Source organism: Aeromonas sp. PS2Canimalfood6 (assembly GCF_048276795.1).
Classification (GTDB): Bacteria; Pseudomonadota; Gammaproteobacteria; order Enterobacterales; family Aeromonadaceae; genus Aeromonas; species Aeromonas caviae.
This window is the reverse complement of record NZ_JBLUXC010000023.1, coordinates 14,160-37,327: the sequence shown is the minus strand read 5'-3', so window position 1 is coordinate 37,327 and position 23,168 is coordinate 14,160. Positions and strand designations below refer to the sequence as shown.

Sequence of the window (23,168 nt, the reverse complement as noted above, 5' to 3'; positions counted from 1 at the left end):
CGCTCACAGACCTGGCACCGCTTTCGGCCCATACCAGCGGGAAGAGGGGAGCGAGTGACGAAATCAATGTCCAATCAAATGGATAGAGGGGGCTGGGTGATGAAACGGATTGAGGAGCAGGCCAGGCGGCTGGACCAGGAGTATCAGGGCATTGCCCAGTTGTTCGATCAGTTCTGCCAGCAGGCCGGCGTGCTCGCCGAACGCTATCACTTCTTCAACTGGCCGGATTATGAAGAGAGCCCGCCCCTCGCCCGCGCCTTCACCCTGCTGGGGGAACCACGGGAGCTGCGGCTGCGCTGTCAACCCGGCGAGGGGGGTTCCCTGAACGGCCTCCTCCAGGTGTGTGGCGAGGAAGGCAAGGTCCACGCCAGCCTGGGCTTTCGTGCCGACGGCCACCTGCTGCTGGAGCCGGGCCGCCTGCTCGACGACCCGCCGGGACTGCTGCTGAGGCTGATGCTGGGCTCCCTCTGGCAAGATCAGGGGAGCGAGCCTCCCCGCTGACCCCCGCCAGGGGCGTCAGTCGGCAGACACTTCGATGGTCAGGTGCACCAGCTCCTCGTGGATGGCGAGGCGCTCGCGGATCGCCTGTGCCGGGACCGGGGTCGCCATCTGCAACGACATCGCGGCGGCATACTGCATCTGCCCCACCCGCCAGACGTGCAGATCGCGGATCTCGGCGCCAGGCAGCTCGGCAATCACCTCGCGGATCTCGTCCACCAGGGGCGCATCCATCTCCGCATCCAGCAAGACGCGCCCGGTATCACGCAGCAGCCCCCTGGCCCACACCGCCACCAGCACGGCCCCGGCGATGCCCATCAGGGGATCCAGCCAGTCCGCCCCCCACAACATGCCTCCCACCAGCGCCACAATCGCCAGCACCGAGGTGGCCGCGTCCGCCAGCACGTGGAGGTAGGCGGCCCGCAGGTTGAGATCCTGATGGCCGTGGTGGTGATCGTGCGAGTGGTCGTGATGACCGTGATGGTGGTCGTGACCATGGTGATGGCCGTGATCGTCCCTGAGCAGCCAGGCACAGGCCAGATTCACCAGCAGGCCCAGCAGGGCAATGCCGATCGCCTGCTGATAATGGATGGGGCTGGGGTCCAGCAACCTGGCCACCGACTCGAACAGCATCAACCCCGCCACCCCCACCAGCAGCAGGGCGCTGCTGAAGCCCCCCAGCACCTCTATCTTCCAGGTACCGAAGCTGAACCTGTGATCCCGCGCAAAGTGGCGGGCCGCGCGATAGGCCAGCACCGAGAGGCCGAGGGCCAGGGCATGGGAGCTCATGTGCCAGCCGTCGGCCAGCAGCGCCATGGAGTTGTAGAACCAGCCGCCACCGATCTCCGCCACCATCATGACGACGGTGAGCAGCACGGCCCAGCGGGTCTTCTGTTCGGCCAGGGGATTCCCTTCGTGGACGACGGGGTGATGGCAGTGGGATGAGGCGAGGGATGGCATGGATTTCTCCTGAAAACGAGGATGTTATATACTATACCCCAGTATAGTTTTATTGATCGAGAGGATCCTGGATGTCACACACGGTTCACGACAAGAAGAAGCTGCTGGCACGGGTCAGGCGCATCAAGGGGCAGACCGGCGCCCTGGAGAGCGCCCTGGAACAGGAAACAGACTGCGCCGCCATCCTGCAGCAGATCGCCGCCATCCGCGGCGCCGTCAACGGCCTGATGCTGGAGGTGCTGGAGGGACACATGCGCGAGCATCTTGGCGCCGAGGAGGCGACCCATGCCGAGCGGCTGGAGGATCTGGATCAGGTGGTGAGGGTACTGCGCTCCTATCTGAAATAAGGGCGCCCGGTGATGACGGGCGCCTCTGTCAGTCGAAGTCCGCGTAGGGAGTGAGAGGCCTTGGCGGCATGTCGAGATCCCCTTGCCAGGGCTTGAAGGTGTAGCGCAGGAACAGGGTGACATGGCTGGGGGCATAGTCATCCGCCTGCTGGATGTCCACCCGGCCACCGATGCGCCAGTGCTCCGTCAGCCTGTGTTCCACCACGCCATTCAGGGTGTAGCCGAATCCACTGCTGCTGCCCCCTTTCACAGGCGCATTCCTGTCTGGCAAACCGCTTGGCAACAAGCCTTCCAGCGGGTAGCGGCGACTGTCGTCGGTACGGGAGCGGGACCAGGATCCCGAGCCTCCCAGCTCCCATGACCAGTCGGGGGTGCGCTGCCGGTAGCTGACCGGCACCGAGAGTGAGAAGTACCCTTGCGGACTGTAATAGCCCCCCTGACCCAGGGTATAGCCCCCCAGATCCTGCTGGTAGTGCCACAGCATGGTGCTGAGCCCCACGCTGGCACGGCGATGGGTCTCGTTGACGAACTTGTAATAGCCCCCTCCCATGAGCCGGGTGCGCCAGTTGTCGGGCACGTTCTTGCCGGTCAGCAGGTGCTGCTGGGCGCTGCCCCAGAACCCGACGGCCCCTCCCAGATCCCGGCTGAGATCGAGGCGGACCCCGTTCGCCCGCACCCCGCCCCAGCTGATGCCCGTGCCCGGATCCACCGTTCCCCCATAGGAGAGCAGCGAGCTGCTGACGGGCCGACGCGAGAGGGTCATCCCCCACCCCAGCGTGTGCCAGTCACCGGTCAAGGTGGCGCCCCCGACCCAGTCCACCACCTCGAAACCGAGGGGCGTGGTCCCCAGATCGAACGCCCAGGCCCCCCGCTGCCAGCCTGCCGCCAGGGTGGTCCCCCGGCTCTGCTGGTGCGCGTCCCCGCGGCAGTCCCTGGCCGCACAGGTACCGAACTGCGCCCGGTAAGGGGAGTCCGGCAGATCTCCGGCATCCATGTCGACCAGTTCAAGGCGGCCGAAGGCGGTACCACCGGCCAGCGGCGTATCCAGTTGCGCCATCTGGGTCAGCGCCCGCAGATCCGAGTAGCCCCCGGTACCGCTGGAGCCCCAGTAATCGCTGTCGAGGGAGAAGGTGGTCTGGCTCTGCCGGTAGTGCCTGTCGAGATCGCTGCGCAGGCCGGATGCCAGCCACCCCTCCCCATCCTGACTGCGTGCCAGCCGGGTCAGCTCGCCCCCCTCCAGATCCTCGCGGGGGGCCAGACCTGCGGCCACCAGCCCCTTGCGATCCCGCACCAGAGCCCCTTCCACATCATGCTCGGCAACGCGCTGACGGGCGGCATCGCGCCAGAACAGCGCCGTCTGCTGGGAGGCCGGTTGCATCGCCACCAGGGGTTCGTAGTCGGTGAAGATGGCGCGGGCTGTCTCGCCCTCTCCCAGCGCCTGATAGAGATTGGCTACCCGGCGGTAGTAGTTGGCCCCCTCCGGGGGCAGCGGGCTGACCGGCCAGGCGGGCAGCCAGTGACGGGCCTTTGCCAGATCGCCCCTGGCCCTGGCCAGTTCGGCCATGCCGAGCCTGGCCTCGGGCTGTTGCGGCGTGCGGGCAAGCACCTCCTGATAGCGCTGCTCCGCCAGTGCATAGGCCCCCCGATCCGTGGCCCACTCCGCCAGCATCAGGCTCGCCTCTTCATCCGGCTGCAACGGCTGAAGCAGGCGTTCGGCCCCCTCATCATCCCCGGCCTCGTGACTCGCCCTCGCCCTGGCGAGCACCTCGCCGCGGGCGAGGCGCCGATCCAGCGCATCCATGTCCTGTGTCCAGCCGGACCTAGGGATGGCGGCCAGCACCCCTCTCGCCTCTACCGTCTTGTCCTGCCCCGAGAGATAGAGGGCGGTGGCGTAGCGCAGGGTGGCGTCCTGGGGCCGCGCCGCCAGCCGTTCCCGCAAGAGCCGCTCCCCGCTCCCGGCTTCCCCGAGGCGGGCCCGGGTATCGGCTACTCGATAGGCCAGCCACACCTCTTCCGGGGTCAGCGCGAGTGCCTGCTCGCGAAGGCGCAGCGCCGCCGCCACCTTGCCGGCCCGATCGAGCTGATCGGCCTCCTCCTGCAACAGCCCGGCCTTGAGCCGCCGCCCTTCGGCCTGCATCCCTGGGGTGCCCTGCTGCTCCAGCAGGGCCAGGGCACGTGCCGGATCCTGCTCCTTGTAGAGATCGAACAGGCGGGCCAGGGCCCGCTCCCGCGCGCTCCCCATGGCGAGCGCCTTGCGGTAGGCGGACTCCGCGTCGGCATCGCGATGACGGCCACGCTCGCTGTCTCCGAGCCCCAGCCAGGCTTCGGGCTCACGCCCATCCTGGGCGATGGCACGGCGATACAGGGTCGCCGCCTCATCCCACTGCTCCCGTTCCAGGGCGCTGCGCCCCTGGCTCACCAGCAGCCAGTAGCGGTTGGTGGCCAGCAGGCTGCGCCATTTGTCCTTGTCGGTCACCTCGGGGTGTGCCAGCACCCGTTCAAACTGGGCGATGGCCAGCGCTCGCTGATCGTTGCGGGAGTAGGCCTGCCCGAGGGCCCCCATGAGTTCGGGATCCCCCGGGTTGGCAGCCAGGGCACGCTGCAAGCGGGAGATGGAGGCACCACCTCCCGCCGTGCTTGCGAGCGCCGACTGGCGTGCGCGATAGGCGGGCAAGGCCCACTTCTCCTCCTGGGTAGCGAGCAGCTGTTCCGCCTTGGTGGTATCCCCTTCGCCAAAGAGCACCATGTACTCCTGCAAGGCAGCGATGCTCCCGGGACCGATGAGCAGGGATTCGATGTCCGCGAGCCAGATCTCGGCGGCCTCGTCCCGCTGATAGGGGTCTCGCGCCATCTCGCGCAACAGGTTCTGCGCCCCCTGGCGCCGACCCTCCGCCAGATAGAGGCGAGCCAGCCCGCCCCGCACTCTGGGCTCACCCGGATATTGCCGGTTCAGGCTCTCCAGCGAGGCCATGCCCTTCGCCTTCATGGCGGGCATGCGCATCTGCAGCAGGGCATATTCCACCGCCACGTCGAGATTGGGGGGCAAATCACCGGAGAACAGGGAGCGATAGAGACGCTCGGCCTCCTCCAGCCTGCCGGCGCTGGTCAGCAGCCTGGCTTGTTGCAGTTGCTGGCGCCTGGCCGGTTCGTTCAGGGCCAGGTTGGCCATGCCCTGACGATAGAGCGCAGAGTCGGGGTCTTGCTTGCCAAGGCGGGCCAGCAGTGCCCCGGCCTCCTTGACCTTGCCCTGGCGCAGGGCCTGACGGGCCTGGGCTGCCAGCAGCTCCGGATGATCGGGCTCCACCAGGGAGAGGGAATAGAGGCTGTTGCTGACGAGATCTTCCCGCCCACGGGCCTCGCCAATCCTGACCTGCTCCAGCAGCCAGGCCACCGGCTGTACCGTCCCTTGCGCCAGGGCTCCGCTCATCAGGCAGGCGAGCAGGCACCCCAGGGTCACTCTGCCTGACATGACTCGCTCCAATCCGGCTGCAGGGTACCGTCGGCGGCAAAGCGATAACGCCCCTGATCCCAGCCTGCGCCGAACAGGGTCAGCACGCTGCCGTAGTAGGCATCCGCATCCAGCCCGTGATCGGAGACCTGCTTGCGCAAGGTGACCTGCGCCGGCAAGCCCCGTGACAGGGGCAGGAGGGCGGCGGCAAAGCCGCTCGGCCCCTTGCCCTGAACCTGACCACTTTGGCTGGAGACCCGCTCGGGCAGATGACCCGATTCGGTCAGCTGCGCCAGCATGGGGGCAAAGTGGGCCACCAGGGAAGCCCTGGCGGGATCCTCTTCGCTCAACATGCCGAGCCAGAGATAGACGCGGATGGCGTCATAGCCACCGGTGTCGCCCTTGTCCGCCGTCACCTGCCATCCCTTGTCGGCCTGCCAGTCCACCCAGTCCGGGGCAAAGCCACGGGGCGCACTCTCCTGCAACAATTTGGGCAAGAGGGCCCGCATTTCCCCCCAGGGCCCCTTGAAGGAGGCGAATCTGGCCAGCAGTTGTGGAGGCAGATAGCTGGGGTTGAGGGTCCAGCGTCCCTCCCCCTCATAGCCTTTCGCCCCTGGCAGCAACACGGGGCCGAGACCCGGCAGCGTGGCGACCTCCTCCCGGGCGATACGCCGCAGCAACAGGGTGCCGAGGGCAGAGTAGCTGTGGTTGTCCCACAGGCGACCTGCCTCCAGCAGGCTGTAGGCTATCCAGAGATCCGAATCGGACGCGCTGTTCGCGTCCAGCACGCCCCAGTTGCCGTCCTGCTGCCTGCCCCAGAGCCAGGATGGCAGGAAGCCGGTCAGATCCCCTCGGGCGAGCTGCCGCTCCGTCCAGTCGAGCAGGCGGGCAAAGGTCTCCCTGTCATCGTTGACCAGGGCGAAGAAGAGGGCATAGCTCTGGCCTTCCGAGGTGGTGATGCGGCGCCCCTCGGCAGGGTCGATGACCCTGCCCTCTTCGCTGATGTAGTGCTGGCGAAAGTGATCCCACTCCGGCCAGTGGCAGACGGCCTGCGCCGGGAGGGAACAAAGGGCCCAGAGGAGCAGGGCACCACAGACATTTTTCATCTGAGTCATATCTTAATCTTCCTTCAGACGGCGGCGGCTGGCACTGGCAAGCAACACCCGCAGGCCCCAGCCCAGTACCAGCATGCAGAGCAGGGTCAGCCCGGCAAGACGCACCGGATAACGGGCAAACAGTTGCCAGAGACGCTCCCACCACGGCAGGTAGCCCACCTCGTAGCGATCCCCCACCACCAGGCTCTTCACCCCGGATTCCCGGATGATGGCCACCGAGCCCGCCACCTGATCGCGCAGGGTACGGGTCTGCAGAGCCTCATTGAGCAATGTGACCCCCGCCGGTCCATCCGCCAGCAAGGCCACCAGGCTGCGCTGATCATGGGTCGGCGATTGCAGCCCCAGGATGACGGCGATGGCCCGGTTGCCCGTCATGCCCACCCGGGCCTGGGGCTGGCGATCGGCCATGGTGTGCAGCAGATCCCCCTTGTGCTGGCGGGTTGGCTCGTTGACCCAGCTGCGCGTGGATTGCAGCAGGGCGTCGGGAGCCAGATCCCCTCGAAACTCCTCCGGCAGGGTGCCAATGAGCAGGGTATCCCGATCCGCGGTGCGCGCCCGCTCCCAGTCGTCCAGAACCTGCAGGGAGAGCGCCGGATACCCGGTCTCGGCCCCGATGGCACCGACGGCATCGAGCAAGGTGGTGATCTGCCCGGGATGGGGTCTGGCCGGCATGACAATCTGGGTGTCGGCGAGATCCGCCATCCTGCTGAACGGGAAGCCGGCATAGGCGAACGCCTTGAGGTCGGGCATCTCGATGAAGTGGCGATAGCCGGTGAAGTCGATGGTGGAGCCCTCGTCGATGCGCACCTGATGGGCAGGCGGCATCACCAGGTCGCAACGGCCATCCTCCGTCCCTCCCATGTATTGCTGGGCATACTCGAACGAGAAGCTCAGGCTGTTGGCCTGGGTGGTCTTGAGCCCGGGCATGCGCAGCGCCATGGTGTCGCCGTCGTCGGCAAACCAGAGCGGCAGGGTCAGCAACCGCTCACTCTTGACCTCGCCGGGCTCGAGCGTGAACGACTTCATGAGCTGGCCGTTGACCGCCACATCCAGCCGGGAACCGTCGCGCAGGGTGGGCGAGGTGTGGTGATACTTCAGCTCCGTCCTGATGCCGTTCTCCCCCAGTAGATAGAGATCCGGCGGCAGGCGCAGCGTCATGCTCATGGGCCACAGCGTGCGCCCCGTTGCCTGCAACTGGCCCGGGTACTCCGTGAGCTCGTCAAAGCGCATCTTGCGATCCAGTCGCACCCAGTTCGGGGCGTCGTAGGGTTGACGCGGGGAGAGCGGCTTCACCTCGTCCACCATGACGCTCTGGCCACGCAGCATGACATCGCCTCGCGCCAGCCCCTGCACCGCCGTCAGCAGATCCTGCTGATCCCGCCCCAGGATCAGCAGCAGCTTCACATAGGGGTTGTCGGGGGAGCTGATCATGTCGATGGTGGGCCCCTTCACCTCGGGATAGTCCACCAGGAAATCGGGGCGCGCGTCATTGGTGGCAAAGATCACTGCGTTGCGATCCGGCAACTGGTTGATGAGCACAGGGAAATGCTGGCCCCGCCACTGGGCCTTGGTGCCGAACCAGGAGGCCAGCACCGCCGCCGCCTGCTGCTGCTCCGGGGGCACTGAGCCCGTGAACACCATGGGCAGAGTCAGCTTGCCATTGTCCCGCACGTCGAGGAACGGCATGGGGAAGAAGGAGAGCTCGTTGCGCACCGGCAGGGTCTGCAACTGCAGGGTCAGCTTGCTGTCCCGGTTGACGTTGAGCCAGAGGGTATCGCTCGCCGGGTTCTCGCACACTTTCCGATAGTGGCCAACGAAGCTCACCTTGAGGCGGTTGAAATCCTTGGCATAGCGGGGATCCAGCTCGATGCTGGCATGGGTCATCGTCCCCATCTGATCCTGGTTGAGGGCCGTCACCCCCATCAGCTCGTCATTGAGATAGACCTTGACCTGGGAGATGAGCGGCAGCAGGGAGGGCGATGGCGTGAAGTTCAGGTCCAGGGTGGCCCGGGTCACCACCTCGTCCCGCCGCACGGTGAAGTCGGCCAGTCCGTCTGGCGCATTACCGCGCAGGGACAGGGTGCCTGGCGATGATGCCATCTGTTCAAAGCTCATCCCCTGGGTGCGCACCGGAGCGGGAACGGGCGGCAGGGGGCCGACGGCCTCGGCGGCAGTCGCACCCTGTGCCATCAGCAGGAGAGGAATAAGGTAGCGTTGTGGTTTCATCATCCTTTCACTGTCTGTGAGGTCGGAGTCCCGGCCCGGAAATCTGGGGAGACGCGACGGGGAACGAAGGAGAGGAGCCAGCGAGCCAGCTTCTCGAGGAGGATACAAACAAAGCCGATGGGTGAGGTACGGGCCAGACGCCAGTAAGCCCCCCAGCCGAGCAGGGTAATGTCGATCAGGCTGTGGAGGGGGCGATCCTTGCCCAGACGCTGCTGCCACAGGGACCAGGTATCGGCCCGGGCGAAGGTGCACTGGATGAACTCGACATGCTGTGCCTGCGCCATGGGTTCCAGCTCCAGTCCCAGCTTGCAGCCGAACACCCGCTGCACCTTGGCGGCGAACGCCTGCTCCCGTTGGTCATGGCGCAGCAGCAACCAGACCCTCTCCTTGTCGGCCAGGGGCAGGGGCGCCTCGAGCAGCACCCCGCCCCCCCCGTTGGAGTAATCCCTGACAGTACAGGGGTAGAGGTGACCGTTCGCCAGCCTGATGGCCGCAGGCATCACCATCTCCACCCTGGGATTGGCACGGACCTGCCGCGACTCGAAGGCCACCGCCAGGGCGCCGCCCAGTATGGTCATGTTGTAGAGGGTCCAGATCATGCTGAGGATCAGGGTCGGCACCTCGTCGGCAGGGCCGGTGCCGATGCGCCAGAGGCCGAACCCCAGCCCGCACAGATTGAGCAGGATCAGCAGCAGATAGGGGCGGGAGACCGACAGATCGAGGAACACCTCCTCCGTCATCCCCCCCTTGGCAGTCACGTTGAACGTCCCCTTGTGAGGTGCAAAGAGCGCCACCGTGGTCGGCCTGGCGATGTACCAGGCCAGCATCGTCTCATAGACCTCGCCCCAGAAGGAGTGGCGCACCTTGCCCTGCAACCGGGAGTTGGTCAGGGCGCTGTGGAAGATGTGCGGCAACATGTAGAGGGCGATGGCCGCCGCCGGGGCATAGATGATGTAGGCGTGCAGGATAAGGAAGGCGAGCGGCGCCGTCAGGAAGATGAGCCTCGGTATGCCCGAGAGGAAGTGCAGCATGGCATTGAAGTAGCAAAGCCGCTGCCCCAGCTTGAGCCCCTTGCCGAAGAGGGGGTTGTCCAGACGCAGGATCTGCACCATGCCGCGCGCCCACCGGATGCGCTGACCGATGTGGGCAGAGAGGCTTTCGGTGGCCAGCCCCGCCGCCAGCGGGATCCGGATATAGGCCGAGGTGTAGCCGAGGCGGTGCAGCCGCAGGGAGGTGTGGGCATCCTCGGTGACCGTCTCCACCGCGATGCCGCCGATCTCGTCAAGGGCGGTACGCTTGATGACGGCACAAGAGCCGCAGAAGAAGCTGGCGTCCCACATGTCGTTGCCATCCTGCACCAGGCCGTAGAAGAGGGCCCCCTCGTTCGGCATCTTGCGAAACCGTTGCAGATTGTGTTCGAACGGATCGGCGGAGAAGAAGTGGTGGGGGGTCTGGACCACGCCCAGACGGGGATCCCGGTAGAACCAGCCCACCGTCATCTGCAGGAAGGAGCGGGTCGGCAGGTGGTCACAGTCGAAGATGGCGACCAGATCCCCGGTGGCCATCTTGAGGGCGTGATTGATGTTGCCCGCCTTGGCGTGCTCATGGGTCGACCGGGCCACATAGCGGATCCCGGCCTCCTCGGTGAAATCGCGAAACGCCGCCCGCCCCCCGTCGTCAAGCAGCCAGATGGTCAGCTTGTCGGCGGGCCAGTCGAGCCCCATGGCGGCGTAGACAGTCCCCTTCACGATGGCGAGATCCTCGTTGTAGGTGGGGATCATCAGATCCACGCTGGGCCACTGGGCCGGATCCGCCGGCAGTTGTGCCGGGGGGCGGTGCAGGGGCCATGCGGTCTGCCAGTAGCCGAGCAGCAGCACCAGCCAGGCATAGGTCTCGGCGGCCAGCAGCAGCAGGCCGCAGGCCAGGCTGACGGGGTCGAACCAGTCGAGGGTCGAGGTGTAGCGCCACCAGATGTAACGGCAGGAGATGGTGAGGGAGAGCACCATCATCATCAGCATGGGATAACGGCCCGGCACGGCCCGCAGGATGAAGGCCATGGCCGCCAGCAGGAGGACGAACACCAGCTGCGCCTGCAGGGTGAACGGCTGGGTGACGCAGAGCAGGGAGAGGCTCCCGGCCACCACGCAGAGCAGCACGCTCTTCCAGCGTGCCTCGCGGGGCGTGGCCCTGGCGGCGGCCAGCCCTTTCTCCTCCTGGCGGGCCAGGAAGGCCCCGAGAGTCTGGGTGCCCCGGTGCCAGAGCCGCTGCCAGGAGGCAGGCCAGCGCAGAGGGATGGGTTGTGGGCGACGCACTATCATCCAGAGGCTCTGCAACAGAACGCGCAGGGGATCCCCCACTCGGGGGTGCGTCAGCTGGGGATAGAGCCCCCGGGCATGGCCCAGCACCCATTGCCAGCCATGACGCTCGAGGGGGAAGAGAGCCCAGGCCAGCAGCCAGCCCAGGGTCAATGCGGCCGCCCCCGGGCGGGAAGCCCCCCGCTCGCGCAGTGCGCGATAGCGCTGCGAGCACCAGAGGCCCGCAGCCGGCGTCAGCAGCCGCACTCTCATCGGGGCGCCTCCCCCTCTGCCAGACACCAGGTCGCCAGGGCGGCCAGCTCGTGGGCAACCAGACTGGTGGGCGCATAGCGGCCGACCGGCAGCTTGGCGGCCATGGCCTCCGCCATGGCTTCGTCCCTGTGCAGATGAAGATTGAGCAGAGGGAGCCCCCCTGCCAGCCAGAGATCCAGCAACCCCTGCTGCAGGGCCCGCTGGCTGGAGAACTGGGTCACCAGCAGACGCTCATCGGCCGCCCAGGGGTGGCGGTGAAGCCGCACATGGCAGTTGGCATCCGCATTGACCACCAGCAAGCGCCTGCTGGGAATGACGGGGACCATGCCCAGGGGCAGATCCAGCAGCACCAGATCATAGCCATCGATCCCCGCCAGCCACTCGGCCGACGCCCCCTCCCCCCCGCCATGGGAGAGCAGATCCAGTCCCTCCTCCCGGCGGTGAAGCGCTCCTCGCCACTCCCGCGCCGGCTGGGTCAGCCGGCTCCAGCCTCCCGGATCGTCATGGGACAGGCCAAGGTGGATGCCAAGCTGGTTGTCCGGGCAGAGCTCCACCGCCAGCACCCTTGCCCCCTGCTCATGGGCAGCCTGGGCAAGCCCCGCCACGATGGCGGTGGTCCCCACGCCTCCCCGGATCCCCTGCAGGGCGATCACCTTCATGCAGACCTCCCTTCGCCAGTCCCCTCGGGCCCTTTCACTGCCACCTCCGCCAGCAGGGGGAAGCGTGCGCACAAGGCCGCGAGCCGCTCCCTGGCGGCAATATCCTGGTAGGAGAGGCTGACACCAAAGGCCTGCTGGACCATGGCCACGTCATTGATTACCGTGCCCTCCACCGGGACACCGAAGGGGGTCTGCATGTCTGATTGCCGTTCGCTGCGCATCGTCACCTCCGGTCTCATTGGGGATAGGGGACCCAGTCCCCCTGCCCCAGCTTGATGTGGTACTTGCCCTGATATTCGATCACCACCGAGCCCTGGTTCTCGGACACCGACGGGGTCTGCGGCAGGTCGCCCAGCAGGGCATCCCAATCGATGGTCTCGCTCCCGAACACATCCTTCCCCACCAGCCTGGAGACCAGTTCTGATACCGCCAGGAAGCTGCTGGGGGTGTCCACGTTGCGGGTCGCCTCGTGGGGCGCCTTGGTACCGAGCAGGGCAACCCCCACCGGCACCTGGGTGATGCTCGGGCTGGGAATGTCCCGCAGCCCGGCCATCTGCATTTTGTCGCCGGTGAGAGCGGCGCCGTGCTCAGGCACCATCACCACGGCCACCTTGCGGCCGGATTGCTCCAGCGTCGTCATGAAGTCGTCCAGCTGATCCAGCAGGGTCTTGAGCCTCGCCTTGTAGGGCGCTATCTGGCGGCTCGCCACATAGCGGTTGCCATCGTGCAGGGCGATGAGGTTGAAGAAGGTGACGTTGCGTGCCGCCTGACTCTGTGTCCGCTCGTTCAGCCAGCGGCCGAACAGGGCATCCCCGCGATAGATGGGCTCGCCATCGAAGGAGGCGAGGTCATGGGCCAACCCCTTCTTGTCCATGGGAGTCACATCCAGCCCGGCATACTGCTGCAGGCCGGTCAGGTAGTTGCCAAAATCCCCCGAGTGATCCATGGCCACCTGTTTGGCAAAGCCGAGCTGGGCTAGGTTCTCGAACAGCAGGCATTGCTTCGGCGCCGTCACGTAGAGCCCCTGGTGGCTGGTCTGCCCGCAACTGGCCCGCAGCAGGCGAATGGAGCTCGGGCCGCTGTAGGAGGTGGCGGAGTTGAAGCGGTTGAAGCGAATGTCGAAGTGGGACCAGACCGGGTGCCCTGTCAGGCCGCTCGCCTCCACGTCACGCCAGGCCAGGGAGCAGACATTGATGATGAGCACATCGAAGGGGGTCGCCTGGGCTGGCAGGCTCTCCGGGAAGTGCACCAGCCTCTCCTGCTCCTCCCGATAGAAGTCATCGAGATAGGCGTTGAGGTTCTCGTTGGTCGGCGGGGCACTCTGGTCAAGCTGCTCCTCCATGGGCAGCACTGAGGGGCGGGTCTCCTCCCGGGACGTGTTCAGGGCGTGCTCGCTCGCCCCCTTGCTGCTCGCGAAGGGATTGCTCACCTGGGGCGAGACCCAGAGCCAGAGCAGCGCCAGCAGGATCCAGGGGGTGAAGCGCAGCCATTGGGCGATGAACAGATAGAGCGTCAGCAGCACGAACCCCGCGCCGACCATCTCCCAATTGATGAAACGCCCGAGCAGCTCAGCCCAGTAATCCAGGGTGAAGGAGAAGACCTGGCTGCCCTGATCGAGAATGCTCTCTATCCCCGGCAACCAGGTGTCGTGATAGAAGATCCCCACCCCGATGGGCAGCGCCAGCCAGTGCCGCGCACGGCGCCACCCGGCCCTTGGCAGGGGAAAGATCAGGAAGGCGGCAAACACCAGGTTGATCAGGGGATGGAAGTTGAGATATCCCCCCCAGAGCAGGGCGAACTTGGCAAGAAAATAGACATTCCAGCCACCCAGGCCATGCCAGTCCAGCCAGGGAGAATCGGCATCAGAAACGTGTCGGGTCATCGGCGATGAGTCACCTGTTATCGTGGGCCCCCCGAAGGGGCCGGGCACACTGCAATGGTTGTCAAAAGAATAGCCTGACTATTATGCAACTATTAATTTGTCTCAGGTGGCGCTGAACCTGACTCCCCCGGATGGGTGTAAGGGGAATGAGAGGGGCCGTATGTATCCATATATTATCCAAACGATCCCGATAAGGCAGCCTTCTCTGACAAAATGGGGGGAACGTGCAGACGGGATGCAGGATCCTGGCAAGGGCCCCGCGCTTACCACTGCGACAGACTTTGTCAGCCCTGTCGCCATCTCGAACAACTTGAGGCCACCTCTGGATTGCGCCATCATATCGGCCCGGCTGATGGCCGGCCGAATTGGACAGTCAACTTCAAGGACCCCCCATGTTTGAACACGTCGATGCCTATGCTGGCGACCCCATACTGACGCTAGTCGAGACCTTCCATAAAGATACCCGCGAGCAGAAGGTGAACCTGGGGATTGGCCTCTATTACGACGAGCAGGGACGCATTCCGCTGCTGCCGTCGGTGCAGCAGGCCGAAGCGCAGCGCGCCGCTGCCCCGGCCCCGCGCCCCTACCAGCCGATGGAAGGCGCCGCCAACTACCGCACCGCGGTGCAGCACCTGCTGTTTGGCGCCGAGCATGAAGCGGTCAAGGCGGGTCGCATCGCCACCATCCAGACCATCGGCGGCTCCGGCGCCCTGAAGATCGGTGCCGATCTGCTCAAGCGCTACTTCCCGACCTCCGAGGTGTGGGTCAGCAATCCCACCTGGGACAACCACAAGGCGATGTTCGAGGGGGCCGGCATCAAGGTGCACGACTACCCCTATTACGATGCGGCCACCGGCGGCGTGCAGTTCGACGCCATGATCGACTGCCTGAGCAGCCTGCCTGCGAAAAGCATCGTGCTGCTGCACCCCTGCTGCCACAACCCGACCGGGGTGGATCTCTCCCGTGCCCAGTGGGACCAGGTGATCGCCCTGGTGGTCGAGAAGAACCTGATCCCCTTCATGGACATCGCCTATCAGGGCTTCGGTGACGGGCTGGAAGAGGACGCCTATGCCATCCGCGCCATGGTGGCCGCCGGTGTCAGCTTCTTCGTCAGCAACTCCTTCTCCAAGAACCTCTCCTTCTATGGCGAGCGCTGCGGCGGCCTGTCGGTCATCTGCCAGGATGCCGAAGAGGCGAGCCGGGTGCTCGGCCAGATGAAGGCCACCGTGCGCCGCAACTACTCCAGCCCCCCCACCCACGGCGGCCAGATCACCGCGGCGGTGATGAACGACGCCAGCCTGCACGCCATGTGGGTCGGTGAGGTGACCGAGATGCGCACCCGCATCAAGGCCATGCGCCAGAAGCTGTTCGAGGTGCTGAGTGCCAAGGTGCCGGGCCGTGATTTTGGCTACTTCATCAACCAGCGCGGCATGTTCAGCTACACCGGCTTCACGCCGGAGCAGGTGGACCGTCTTCGGGAAGAGTTCGCCGTCTACCTGGTGCGCTCCGGTCGCATGTGCGTGGCGGGCCTCAACAGCCGCAACGTCGACTACGTGGCCGACGCCATGGCCGCCGTGCTCAAGGGCTAAGCCCGCAAGCCCCGCTCAGGCGGGGCTTTTCATTTGTCCCCTTGCCCGTGGAACCGTGATGGATCTCATTGCCCTCTCCCGCCTCGGCGGTCGCCACCTGGTGACCCTGCATCTGCTGCTCGACACCCGCAGTGTCACCCGCAGCGCCGAGCGCCTCTGCACCACCCCCTCCACCGTCAGCAAGACCCTCAACCAGTTGCGCGAACTGCTGGGGGAGCTCAACGGCCTCACCAGCCAGGAAGGATTTGCCCCTGCCAACTGGCAGGGGGAGCTGAACCTGGCGATGCGGGAGAGCAGCATGATCTGGCCCATGGGAGCCGTCCTGGGTCAGTTGATGCAGGAGGTGCCGGGGCTGATGCCCGTCGTGCGTAACAAGGACGAGCAGGGACTGGCTGCTCTGGCGGCGGGCAAGCTCGACTTCGTGATCCTGCCCCACGATCAGAGCCAGCCCGGGGTCAATCAGCCCGGCCTCGTCTGGGAAACCTTGCGGGAGGACGAGCTGGTCTGCCTGATGCGCGCGGATCATCCGGCGTTGACGCGCCCCTGGGATCTCGATGCCTACCTGAGCTGGCGCCACATCGCCATTCGCGATCAGGAGCTGGCCGACCCCTTCTTCGAGCAGAGTCTGGCCCAGCGCCAGGTACGGCGCAGACTGGGGGTCACCCTGCCGGATTTTGGCAGCGCCGCCGCCCTGCTGCGCCAGAGCGATCTCATTCTCACGGCCGTGAAGGGCTGGGCTACCCGGGCTTGTACCCAGGGGCTGGTGAGCCGCCCTGTCCCCTTCGATTACGGTGCCGTGACCCACAGCCTGGTGTGGTATGGCCCCCTGGGGGAAGATCCCGCCCTGCGCTGGTTCCGTCAGCGCATCCTGCAACTGGCCCGGGAGCTGGACGCCCCACAATGATGCCTAGCGGCAAGACTCAGGGCTTCTTGGTATAGATGGGGCCTGGGAAAGAGGTGACGTTGTTGCCCAGTTCGGTGATGCGGGCGGCCCCCTGCTTGCGCACCTGATCGACCCGCAGCACGTGGTGCATGGGAATAAGGGTGCGGGTGACGTCGGCAAATTCGCTCTTCAGCTTCTCGTGGCTGGGGTCGACGATGAGCGCCGTGTGGTTGTCCCACACGAAGTGGGCGATCTCGATGAACCCGAACAGCTGGCCCTGATTCACCTCTCTTACATAGACTTCGTAACGCTCGCTGTGACAAATGAACTGCACTCGATAAAGGGCGTTGGATTCACTCATGGGTATCTGTTGGTGATGGACGGTTTGCCCATTCTAGCCGTCCCCTCGGACAGCCCCTATAGACAGAGTTCACAGTTGCGTCATATCGGGTCTCAGCATCCCTACGTGCCGCAGAGCTCAGATCGCAGGCAGCATCACCGACCCAAACCCCTTGGCCTTCAATGCGTTGGCCAGCACTGTCAGATCAGCCGACCCGGCTTCTGGCCATGACAGCGCCTCCCCTCGCACCCCGTGGTGGCGAAAACCGTTGAGGCGGATGGGTACGGGTCCCAGCGACAGCAAAAAGGTCGTCAACGCCTCCTCCAGCGCGCCGGTGGCATCGAGAAAATCGCTCCGCCCCGGCACCAGCAACAGCCGCACCTCCGCCAGCTTGCCCGCCCGCGCCAGCAGTTGCAGCGACGCCAGCACCCGCTCGCGGCCCCGCCCGGTCAGGGCCAGATGCACAGGCTCGCGCCACCCCTTGAGGTCTATCATGGCGCCGTCCAGCACCGGCAGCAGCCGCTGCCAACCCGTTTCCCCCAGGGATCCGTTGCTGTCGAGCAGGCAGGTGAGACGGGCCAGATCCGGCGCAGCCTTGATGGCCGTGAACAGGGCGATCACGAAGGGCAACTGGGTGGTAGCCTCCCCGCCAGAGACGGTGACGCCGGTGAGCAGCGGGCCATAGCGACGCAGCAGGGCCAGCACCTCTGCCACCGACATCTGGTGCGTCTTGGGGTTGGCACTGCGCGGGCAGGCCTCCAGACAGGCGTCGCAATCGGTGCAGAGCGCCTCCTGCCAATGAACCTTGCCCTCGCTCATGGTGAGGGCGCCACTCGGGCAGACCGCAAGGCAGTCGCCGCAATCGTCGCACAGCCCGATAGTGTGGGGATTGTGACAACCGGGGCAGCGGAAGTTGCAGCCCTGCAAAAACAGCACCAGCCGGTTGCCGGGGCCGTCCACGCAGGAGAAGGGCAGCCAGCGGCTCACCGTCGCCCTGAGCTCGGCCCCCTTCTGCCTGCCGTTCTCAGTGCTCATTCAAGAGGGTCTCGATAGCCACCACCCGCGGTGCCCGCTGGCGGATCCCGGTCAGCTCGCTCGCCTCGGCGCCGAGGCTGGTGGTCTGCAGCCGCGAGCCTTCTGCCGCGAAGCGGACCACATCGCGCTTGCGGATCATGTAGCCGGTCACCCGCACCAGATCGCTGTCGGCCACGTTGGCGGTGAACTCGCGCATGCCGAGGGCGAAGGCCCCCTTGCAGAGCTGCAGCAGTGCCTGCGGATTCTGGCGGATGGTGAGATCCAGGGTCAGGATCTCGCTGATCCCCGAGTGGTAGTAGCCGTGGTGCGGCGCCAGCGCCAGCACATGGCTGGCCGGATCCGGCTCCTGCCCGTAGGGAATGCGTACCCCCGGGGTCACCGCCACATCGATGCTGAGGCCGCCCTGTGAGTGCAGCAGAGCGTGCCCACCCCAGGCATGGGCCTGCGGCGTCGCAGTAACATATTCCGAAAGCTGGGCCGAGATGCGATAGCCAAGCTGGTTCGCCTCTTCGTCGTGACCGTAGCGGCCCGGCAGATTCTCTTTATCCATCAAGATGTTGAGCGCTTCCGCCATGCCGTAGATGCCGAACATGGGGACGAAGCGCTCCTCATCCAGCAGCCCCTCCTTGACCAGGAAGCTGTCGAAGAAACCGGACTCCTCGTGCAGGAAGGCGGCGCGCACCGCGATCAGCTGGGACGTGAGGCGGCAGTAGTGGGGCAGCAGACAACCGAGGAAGTCATCGATCCCCTGTGCCTGCTCGGCGACTCGCTTGAGGGAGATGCGCACCAGGGTGTTGGCGCCACCGGCCTGCGGCAGGGCGTTGTAGCAGCTGACGATGCCAAAACCACGCTGGTCGAAGGTATCGCGATGGACCGGGTAGTTGGCGATATGCGGCTTGCTGCACTCGGCGATATTCTTCACCGCCAGCAGCAGCAGATCGTCGGGAGTCTGCTCCGGATCGTGGAAGAAGGTGAGGTTGGGGGCCACCTGCTTGAGCTCGTTGTCGATGCGCAGGATCAGGCGGCAGATCCGGTTGTCATCCGGCCCGATGTTGACGTGCATGAAGGCGTCCGGCAGCACCCTGTCCAGATAGACCCAGAACCCCTTCAGCTTGCGATAGAGGGTCTCGTCATCCAGTTCGCCGACGAACGGCAGCAGCAGATGGTCGAGCCGCCCCAGCCAGACCGGCATGCCGGTGACTGAGGGGACATGGTGATAGAGGATGCGCAGGGCGTTGAGCGCCTCGTCGAAATCCTGCGGCGGCGCCAGCTCCAGCCAGGAAGAGCCCTGACCCAGGAATTTTTCATAGTCCGGCAACACATAACGCGGCTTGTAGGGGGCGTGCCCTTCGAACATGTCGCAGATAAATCCCTGCTCCATCGCCTCGGCGACTGCGGCAGGCAGGTCGGGGTAGGGCAACGCATTCTCGGCGGCCAGCGCCAGTGCGTGGCTCTTCTGGGCGGCGGAGAGATGGGGATCGCGCACGATGCGCTGACAGGTTTCGATCAAAGACATGGGACACTCCTTCACAGACAGAGCCCATATCCTCACCATTTGCAGGCTTTTTTTGAAGTGACATTCACAACAATACGAATGTCTCAAAAAGACATCCGCGAGAGAGGATCACACCCCAAACAGAACGGGGGCCTTGTCTGCCGACAAGGCCCCCGTTGTGCGGATCAGGGCTCGATGACGATGGGCGTTCCCGGGTCAACGGCATCCCACACTTCATCCAGCTCGTGGTTGAGCATGGCGATGCAGCCGTTGGTCCAGTTGGAAGGCTGAACCCTGCGGTTGCCAATGCTGTTGCGCTGGCCGTGGATCATGATCATGCCACCCGGACGAACACCCAGCTCATTGGCGCGCTTGATGTCATCCAGGTTCGGATAGTTGATATGGATGGCTTTGTAGTAGCCGGAATTGGTCTTCTTGTAGTCGAGGGTGTAGCGTCCTTCCGGAGTACGCTGATCCCCTTCCTGCTGCTTGTGCCCCTTGGGCGCCGGGCCCAGAGCAATCCAGTAGCGCTTCAGTTCTTTGCCATCCTTCATCAGGGTCAGGCTATAGGTCGACTTCTTGACCACCACCAAATCGGCTTTTTCGGTAAAGGCAAAACTCAATGCGGGCCAAAGCCCCAACAAACACAGTAATACGGCTCTCATTCCATCCCTCGACAAGCCTCTGGTGCGGGCTTTTCTTGTTACCAGATCATCTGAACGATGCCCGCCGAGCGGCGAGCGAGCGCCATGATATTGGATCGCCATCAATACTCAATATGCCCGGCAAAACATATCTTGCCGCAGCAAGGCCATCTTCCTTGGACACCGTCATTTGGCATTAGTAATTAACAGTTAAAACAACAAGATACCAAAAATTATCGCGCTGGCACCCGGGGCAATGATCGGCGAAGATAACACTCCACTCCCCGACAGGATCATGCCATGCGCTCTTCGTGCCGCCTCGCCACCCTGCTGTTCTCGCCACTTCTGCTCTGGCTGCCTGCCTGTGTCGCCGCCGATGCACTCTGGCTGCGCGAGCCCGCCCTCTCCCCCGATGGCAAGCAGCTTGCCTTCACCTGGCAGGGGCGCATTTTTGTCGCCAGTGCCGAGGGAGGCCACGCCACGGCGCTCACCGGCAGCGACTACCTGAGCCAGCGGCCAATCTGGTCGCCGGATGGCAAACAGCTCGCCTTTGCCGCCAATCTCTACGGCAACGAGGATGTGTTCGTGGTGCCTGCCAGCGGCGGCGAGATGGTGCGCCTCACTCGCGATTCGCGCACCGATCTGCCGCAAGCCTTCAGCGCCGATGGCAAACGGCTGTTGCTGAGCAGCCAGCGCCTGGGGGCGCCAGATGCCGACCATTTTGTCGCGGAAGGCTACCAATGGGGCGAGCTCTACTGGACCCCGATCACCGGCGGCACCCTGCAGGCCGACCTGCCGCTGCCTGCGACCCTGGCCCGTCCCCACGGGGAGCGGCTCGTCTACCAGATGCCCGCGGCGGATCAACCCTTTCGCAAGCATCAGCACTCGTTTGCGGTGCCCCGCCTCTGGCTGTTTGATGGCAAGCAGCACAAGCAGCTGACCGAAGATCGGGTGGCGGCCACCGATCCGGTCTGGAGCGACAAGGGAGATACTCTCTTTTACCTGAGCGAGCGCAGCGGCGATTTCAACGTCTGGCGCCGGGACCTCGCCAGCGGCAAGGAACAACAGCTGACCCACTATCAGGGCCATCCGGTGCGGGGGCTCAGCGCCTCTCGCAATGGCGATCTGGTCTGGTCATGGCTGGGGGAACTCTATCGCCTTGATGCCGGTAGCAGCGAGCCACGCAAGCTGACCCTCACCCCGCAAGTGGCCAGCGCGCCGGATGAGGCGAGCGAGGCCCTGACCCTGGCAGACGAAGCGCTGGTCAGCGAAGAGGCGGATGAGCTGATCCTGGTGAGCGAGGGCAACCTGTTTGCCGTTGACCCCGAGCGGGAGCGGGTGCGTCAGCTGACCCGAGATCCAAGCGAGCAATCCAGCCCCCTCTTCGCCGAGCAGGGCCGCGCCCTCATCTATCTGTCGGAGCAGCAGGGGCACGCTGCCCTCTATCGCCTGCGCAAGGGGGATCCGGATCTGCTGTTCAGCGATCCCGGCACTCTGACCGAGAGCCTGCTGCTGGCCATTCCCGGCAAGGGGATCAGCCGTCCGGTGCTCTCCCCCGACGGCAAGCAGCTCGCCTTCGTGGTAGATGGCCAGGCCATCCACCTGCTGGATCTGGCGAGCAACAAGCAGCGGGAGCTGGTGCCTGCCAGCTTCAACCCCTCGCGCCACGAGGTGCATCTCGCCTTTGCCCCCGACTCCCGCCATCTGGCGCTCACCTTCCGCCCCGATGCGGCAGAGCAGGAGATCGCGGTGATCGACACGGCCAATCCCAAGGCCAAACCGGTCAATGTCAGCCTCAACGGTTATCAGGACGGGGCACCAGCCTGGAGTCAGGATGGCGCCATCCTCTACTGGCAATCGACCCGGTTTGGCGCACTGGGGCCCGATGGCGAGCCCCTCGTCACCAACCTGCTCGGCATTTACAGCAGCCGCGCCGCCAGAGCTGATGCGATTGCCGAACTGGAGCCGCCGAAAGGGGGATACGGCTTTGAGAGCGATCGTCTCAACCATAGAGAAGCGCTGCTGCTGCAACCCACCGGCACCCTGCTCGCCAGCCGCATCATCGGCGACCAGCTGATCTATCTGGTGGAGGAGATGGGGGTCAACAGCGAGAGCGAGATCAAGGGCTACAGCCAGGATCTGCGCAAAGGCAAAACCAGCGAACTGTTTGGCGAGCAGCCCGGCCCAGCGTTGGCAAGCCTCAACCAGCAGGGCACCCTGGCTACCCTGGTGCGGGATGGGGAGATCACCCGGATCCACCTCGACTCCGGCGAAGCCACCAGCGCCCCCTTCGCCTTGCAGCTCACCAGCCGCTGGCAGGAACGCATGACCGCCGCCTTCGATCAGATCGCCCGGCTCACCCGGGACGAGTTCTATCTGGACGATATGAACGGGGTGAACTGGGATCGCTATGTCGCCGCTTACCGCCGCCTGCTGCCGGGCATCGGCAACCCGCGGGACTTTGGCAACCTGTTGGCGGAGCTGGCTGGCGAGCTCAATGTCTCCCACACCTGGGGCAGCGCCCCCGCCCCCTTCCCGCGCATGGCGGATGAGACCGCCAGCCTGGGCGGCTACTGGCAGGATGGCGAGCAAGGGGTCGAGCTCATCGCCATGCTCTCTGGCGGCCCGCTGGATCAGGAGAGCGATATCGCCCCGGGCGCCCGCCTGCTCGCCATCAACGGCGTCCCGATTGCCAATCTGGCCGAGCTGGATCAGGCCCTTAACCATCAGGCTGGTGCCCGGCTCGCCCTCACCTTCCAGCAGGAGGGCAACAAGCAAACTGACGAGGTAGTGCTCACTGCCATCGACAAGCAGCAGGAGTACCAGCTGCAACAGGATCGCTGGATTGAGAAACGACGGGAACTGGTGGCCAGCCTGAGCGGAGGACGGGTCGGCTACGTCTATTTGCCGGCAATGAATAGCGAGGTCTACGATGCGGTGGTGGCGGATGCCCTCGGCAGACAGCGCAATCGCGATGCGCTGATCGTCGATGTCCGCTTCAACAGCGGCGGCTATCTCGCCAATACCCTGGTGGAGTTTCTGACCGGCAGCGGCAGCAGCAAGGGGATGGCCAGCAGCTGGCCCCGTCAGGGCAAGGGGGAAACCGACGCCGCCACTCGCCAGTGGACCAAGCCCTCGGTGGTGCTGGTCAACGCCGCCAGCTACTCGGAAGGCTCCGCCTTCCCCGAGTACTACCGCACCCTCAAGGTCGGCCCCATCGTCGGCGATCCGGTGCCCGGCACCGGCACCATGGTCTACAGCCACGACTCTAGGCTGATCCCGGGACTCTCCTACGGCATTCCGACCCTGGGGCTGCGCAAACCGGACGGCACCTTCTACGAGAATCAGGAGCTGGTCCCGGATCTGCAGGTGCCCCTCCCCCCCGCAGACATGGTGGCCGGGCGCGACCCGCAACTGGAGGCGGCAGTACAAGCCGCCCTCAAGCAGTTGCCAGCCAGCGCCAAATAACGGCGCCCATCG

Annotated in this window: 17 protein-coding genes; 5 read left to right on the top strand and 12 right to left on the bottom strand. The window is 65.3% G+C overall.

The window, feature by feature from the left end:
- The first annotated feature begins 99 nt into the window (after window positions 1–99).
- A complete protein-coding gene (locus tag ACNPAA_RS11420) occupies window positions 100–501 on the top strand; it encodes a hypothetical protein (RefSeq protein ID WP_042014589.1) in 402 nt (133 codons plus the stop codon).
- Between the two features lie 15 nt (window positions 502–516).
- Here the strand turns inward: ACNPAA_RS11420 and dmeF are convergent, their stop codons facing one another.
- On the bottom strand, window positions 517–1,458 hold the full coding sequence (gene dmeF / locus ACNPAA_RS11415; protein WP_043155840.1) for a CDF family Co(II)/Ni(II) efflux transporter DmeF: 942 nt from the start codon (window positions 1,456–1,458) through the stop codon (window positions 517–519).
- Window positions 1,459–1,529: 71 nt separating this feature from the next.
- On the opposite strand from dmeF, the gene ACNPAA_RS11410 reads away from it, so the two are divergent.
- Window positions 1,530–1,805: a metal/formaldehyde-sensitive transcriptional repressor gene (locus ACNPAA_RS11410; protein ID WP_041214512.1), complete on the top strand. Its 276-nt coding sequence runs from the start codon at window positions 1,530–1,532 to the stop codon at window positions 1,803–1,805.
- Between the two features lie 28 nt (window positions 1,806–1,833).
- Here ACNPAA_RS11410 and bcsC read toward each other — a convergent pair whose 3' ends face one another.
- Genes bcsC through bcsG form a run of 7 tightly spaced genes read right to left on the bottom strand, consistent with a single transcriptional unit; the run spans window position 1,834 to window position 13,702 of the window.
- Entirely contained in the window at window positions 1,834–5,274 is a 3,441-nt protein-coding gene (gene bcsC / locus ACNPAA_RS11405) for a cellulose synthase complex outer membrane protein BcsC (RefSeq protein WP_417891778.1), read from the bottom strand.
- Window positions 5,259–6,368, bottom strand: coding sequence for a cellulose synthase complex periplasmic endoglucanase BcsZ (bcsZ, locus tag ACNPAA_RS11400; protein ID WP_233759657.1), 1,110 nt, complete (start codon window positions 6,366–6,368; stop codon window positions 5,259–5,261). The genes bcsC and bcsZ overlap by 16 nt, the downstream gene beginning before the upstream one ends.
- A gap of 3 nt (window positions 6,369–6,371) precedes the next feature.
- Window positions 6,372–8,597: a cellulose biosynthesis cyclic di-GMP-binding regulatory protein BcsB gene (gene bcsB, locus ACNPAA_RS11395; RefSeq protein ID WP_081844101.1), complete on the bottom strand. Its 2,226-nt coding sequence runs from the start codon at window positions 8,595–8,597 to the stop codon at window positions 6,372–6,374.
- Window positions 8,594–11,161 (bottom strand): UDP-forming cellulose synthase catalytic subunit, encoded by a 2,568-nt coding sequence (gene bcsA / locus ACNPAA_RS11390; protein WP_417891777.1) that lies wholly within the window; start codon window positions 11,159–11,161, stop codon window positions 8,594–8,596. Before bcsA ends, bcsB begins: the two co-directional genes overlap by 4 nt.
- On the bottom strand, window positions 11,158–11,820 hold the full coding sequence (gene bcsQ / locus ACNPAA_RS11385) for a cellulose biosynthesis protein BcsQ (RefSeq protein WP_417891776.1): 663 nt from the start codon (window positions 11,818–11,820) through the stop codon (window positions 11,158–11,160). Before bcsQ ends, bcsA begins: the two co-directional genes overlap by 4 nt.
- The gene (gene bcsR / locus ACNPAA_RS11380; protein WP_010672842.1) at window positions 11,817–12,041 is read right to left on the bottom strand and encodes a cellulose biosynthesis protein BcsR; all 225 of its coding nucleotides are present in this window, start codon (window positions 12,039–12,041) and stop codon (window positions 11,817–11,819) included. The genes bcsQ and bcsR overlap by 4 nt, the downstream gene beginning before the upstream one ends.
- Before the next feature lie 14 nt (window positions 12,042–12,055).
- Window positions 12,056–13,702, bottom strand: a complete 1,647-nt coding sequence (bcsG, locus tag ACNPAA_RS11375) for a cellulose biosynthesis protein BcsG (RefSeq protein ID WP_417891775.1) — start codon at window positions 13,700–13,702, stop codon at window positions 12,056–12,058.
- A gap of 392 nt (window positions 13,703–14,094) precedes the next feature.
- On the opposite strand from bcsG, the gene ACNPAA_RS11370 reads away from it, so the two are divergent.
- Both ACNPAA_RS11370 and ACNPAA_RS11365 read left to right on the top strand, forming a co-directional pair.
- Window positions 14,095–15,291 (top strand): aromatic amino acid transaminase, encoded by a 1,197-nt coding sequence (locus ACNPAA_RS11370; protein WP_043156135.1) that lies wholly within the window; start codon window positions 14,095–14,097, stop codon window positions 15,289–15,291.
- A 58-nt stretch (window positions 15,292–15,349) separates the two neighbouring features.
- Window positions 15,350–16,195 carry a LysR family transcriptional regulator gene (locus ACNPAA_RS11365; RefSeq protein WP_417891774.1) on the top strand — a complete coding sequence of 282 codons (846 nt, stop codon included), beginning with the start codon at window positions 15,350–15,352 and terminating at the stop codon, window positions 16,193–16,195.
- A 16-nt stretch (window positions 16,196–16,211) separates the two neighbouring features.
- Here the strand turns inward: ACNPAA_RS11365 and ACNPAA_RS11360 are convergent, their stop codons facing one another.
- From ACNPAA_RS11360 to ACNPAA_RS11345, 4 genes are all read right to left on the bottom strand, one after another.
- On the bottom strand, window positions 16,212–16,535 hold the full coding sequence (locus ACNPAA_RS11360; protein ID WP_010672837.1) for a DUF1820 family protein: 324 nt from the start codon (window positions 16,533–16,535) through the stop codon (window positions 16,212–16,214).
- 117 nt (window positions 16,536–16,652) lie between these two features.
- Window positions 16,653–17,501, bottom strand: coding sequence for a YjjW family glycine radical enzyme activase (locus tag ACNPAA_RS11355; RefSeq protein WP_417891781.1), 849 nt, complete (start codon window positions 17,499–17,501; stop codon window positions 16,653–16,655).
- A 37-nt stretch (window positions 17,502–17,538) separates the two neighbouring features.
- Window positions 17,539–19,065 (bottom strand): YjjI family glycine radical enzyme, encoded by a 1,527-nt coding sequence (locus ACNPAA_RS11350; RefSeq protein ID WP_417891773.1) that lies wholly within the window; start codon window positions 19,063–19,065, stop codon window positions 17,539–17,541.
- A gap of 164 nt (window positions 19,066–19,229) precedes the next feature.
- Window positions 19,230–19,709, bottom strand: coding sequence for a L,D-transpeptidase family protein (locus ACNPAA_RS11345; protein WP_047434434.1), 480 nt, complete (start codon window positions 19,707–19,709; stop codon window positions 19,230–19,232).
- A 279-nt stretch (window positions 19,710–19,988) separates the two neighbouring features.
- On the opposite strand from ACNPAA_RS11345, the gene ACNPAA_RS11340 reads away from it, so the two are divergent.
- Window positions 19,989–23,156, top strand: coding sequence for a S41 family peptidase (locus tag ACNPAA_RS11340; protein WP_201872272.1), 3,168 nt, complete (start codon window positions 19,989–19,991; stop codon window positions 23,154–23,156).
- The last annotated feature ends 12 nt before the right edge of the window (window positions 23,157–23,168 follow it).

What these genes read in the sequence shown, in the direction of transcription:
- bcsZ (WP_233759657.1), bottom strand. Translation starts at nt 6,368, where the DNA reads ATGACTCAGATGAAAAATGTCTGTGGTGCCCTGCTCCTCTGGGCCCTT.
- bcsG (WP_417891775.1), bottom strand. Translation starts at nt 13,702, where the DNA reads ATGACCCGACACGTTTCTGATGCCGATTCTCCCTGGCTGGACTGGCAT.
- ACNPAA_RS11350 (WP_417891773.1), bottom strand. Translation starts at nt 19,065, where the DNA reads ATGTCTTTGATCGAAACCTGTCAGCGCATCGTGCGCGATCCCCATCTC.
- ACNPAA_RS11340 (WP_201872272.1), top strand. Translation starts at nt 19,989, where the DNA reads ATGCGCTCTTCGTGCCGCCTCGCCACCCTGCTGTTCTCGCCACTTCTG.
- ACNPAA_RS11370 (WP_043156135.1), top strand. Translation starts at nt 14,095, where the DNA reads ATGTTTGAACACGTCGATGCCTATGCTGGCGACCCCATACTGACGCTA.
- ACNPAA_RS11410 (WP_041214512.1), top strand. Translation starts at nt 1,530, where the DNA reads ATGTCACACACGGTTCACGACAAGAAGAAGCTGCTGGCACGGGTCAGG.
- ACNPAA_RS11420 (WP_042014589.1), top strand. Translation starts at nt 100, where the DNA reads ATGAAACGGATTGAGGAGCAGGCCAGGCGGCTGGACCAGGAGTATCAG.
- ACNPAA_RS11360 (WP_010672837.1), bottom strand. Translation starts at nt 16,535, where the DNA reads ATGAGTGAATCCAACGCCCTTTATCGAGTGCAGTTCATTTGTCACAGC.
- bcsQ (WP_417891776.1), bottom strand. Translation starts at nt 11,820, where the DNA reads ATGAAGGTGATCGCCCTGCAGGGGATCCGGGGAGGCGTGGGGACCACC.
- bcsC (WP_417891778.1), bottom strand. Translation starts at nt 5,274, where the DNA reads ATGTCAGGCAGAGTGACCCTGGGGTGCCTGCTCGCCTGCCTGATGAGC.
- ACNPAA_RS11345 (WP_047434434.1), bottom strand. Translation starts at nt 19,709, where the DNA reads ATGAGAGCCGTATTACTGTGTTTGTTGGGGCTTTGGCCCGCATTGAGT.
- bcsR (WP_010672842.1), bottom strand. Translation starts at nt 12,041, where the DNA reads ATGCGCAGCGAACGGCAATCAGACATGCAGACCCCCTTCGGTGTCCCG.
- dmeF (WP_043155840.1), bottom strand. Translation starts at nt 1,458, where the DNA reads ATGCCATCCCTCGCCTCATCCCACTGCCATCACCCCGTCGTCCACGAA.
- bcsA (WP_417891777.1), bottom strand. Translation starts at nt 11,161, where the DNA reads ATGAGAGTGCGGCTGCTGACGCCGGCTGCGGGCCTCTGGTGCTCGCAG.
- bcsB (WP_081844101.1), bottom strand. Translation starts at nt 8,597, where the DNA reads ATGATGAAACCACAACGCTACCTTATTCCTCTCCTGCTGATGGCACAG.
- ACNPAA_RS11365 (WP_417891774.1), top strand. Translation starts at nt 15,350, where the DNA reads ATGGATCTCATTGCCCTCTCCCGCCTCGGCGGTCGCCACCTGGTGACC.